Origin of the sequence: Bariatricus sp. SGI.161 (assembly GCF_050313695.1) — a bacterium.
Lineage (GTDB): Bacteria > Bacillota > Clostridia > Lachnospirales > Lachnospiraceae > JAFBIX01.
The window spans coordinates 1-1730 of record NZ_JBNPLX010000071.1; the positions used below are offsets into that span (position 1 = coordinate 1).

General features: G+C 40.0%; 1 protein-coding gene. It reads left to right on the forward strand.

Annotated features, from left to right (window positions below):
• Positions 1-134: 134 nt before the first annotated feature.
• The gene (locus tag ACQRBH_RS17190) at positions 135-1565 is read left to right on the forward strand and encodes a transposase (protein ID WP_427762676.1); all 1431 of its coding nucleotides are present in this window, start codon (positions 135-137) and stop codon (positions 1563-1565) included.
• Positions 1566-1730: the final 165 nt, after the last annotated feature.

Below are 1730 nucleotides of genomic sequence, written 5' to 3' on the forward strand. Positions count from 1 at the left end.
TAGGCATTTGTTAAATACCGCAACCCATTGATTTTACTGGGTTTTCTCGCTGTTTATATATAAATTTTCTCTCCACTCATGGTAAAATATAAGTAACCACACAAACATCCCACACACGAGAGGAGAAAAAATTTATGGCTAATAATTATCATCAGCTTTCACTTAAAGATACTTTTTCAGACTGCAAGGACATGTTTGTGGATGATGTCCCTTCCTTTTTTCAACTTCTGGAGCAGCATTTTGATATTTCTCTTTTTATTCCTCAAACTTTTTATAACGCTTTTTATCAGCATCTTGGTCGCAAAAGAGATTATCCGCTTACCGGTTTCCTTTCTGCTCTCATCCTGCAAAAAATCTTTTCTATCCCCACGGTTTCCCTACTGATACTCTTATTGAATCTTTGCAAAGAACTTCGGGATTTCTGCGGTTTTTCCAAAGTCCCTGATCCACCTTTATTTACACGCTTTAAACTGGACTTTGCTGACCACCTTGATCTCATGTTCCAACAAATGGTTGATTATACCGAACCCATTTGTCAGCAGATTGATTCTTCTCTGGCTCAGATCCTTACCTTTGATACTTCCGGCATCGAGCTCTATGTTACGGAAAACAATCCCAAAACCCTCAATGCTCTGATCCGAAAGCTGAAAGCTTATTACAAAGATAACCCTGATGTTGATCCTTATAAGATGGCTTACGGTCTTATGCCTTCACAGGCGGCATCCTGTCCCGAAGCAAAGCAACAATACATCAATGGGCATTTCTGCTATGCCGATAAATTTGCCATCCTTACCAATGGTCTGGGTATCATTCGGCATATCTCTTTTCTGGATGATGACTTTAAAGCAGCTCATCCGGAAATGACGGTAGAAAAGAAATCTGATTCTCCCGATGAAGATAAGTCCATCGGGGATGCAACTTCACTGAAACCTGTGCTTTCCGATTTCTTTTTTCTGCACCCGGACTTCCATCCGGATACTTTTCTGGGTGATTCTTCTTTTGATACCATCGAAACCTATGGGATGCTGTTGAATGACTTTCATTTTTCCAAGGCTCTGATTCCTTACAACCCTAGAAATGAAAGCAATCTCAAAAAAGTCGGATATAACGAATACGGCTATCCAACCTGCCCGGGTGACCCTTCTCTTTCCATGAAGTATTGTGGTGTCACCCATGAAAATGGACGTGCTGATCGTGTCAAATGGATTTGTCCTAAAGTTCACATGGTAAAGGGTAAATATGTCTGCGACTGTAAAGATCCTTGTTCTACCGCCACCAAAGGACGCACCACTTATACATACGAAAATCTAGATTTTCGCATGTTTCCCGGAATTCAAAGAGATTCCGAAGAATGGGATTCCCTTTACAAAATCAGAACCATTGTGGAACGTGCCATCGACCATCTAAAAATCAACATGTGTGTTGCTGGAAGGAAATCCAGAAACCACATCACCACAAAAGCGGATGTTTTTCTTGCAGGGATTGCAAGCCAACTTACCGTCATTGTCGCCCACAGCATGAATTGTCCACAATACATCCGAAGTTTGAAACCTTTAATTGCCTGAAAAAGTATTTCGTTGTCATAGTTCATTTATGGGCTTATTAAAGTACGCCCCATATCTGATGATTTATGTCAATTCAGAAACCATTCTGAATAATGACCGTTTTTTCTCTCCTTATATGAGGAAAGTTATCCACATCATAGAAAAAAACATTTAACAATTACCTAT

Excerpts from the sequence above, each read along its gene's own strand:
- ACQRBH_RS17190 (WP_427762676.1), top strand. The coding sequence starts at position 135 with ATGGCTAATAATTATCATCAGCTTTCACTTAAAGATACTTTTTCAGAC.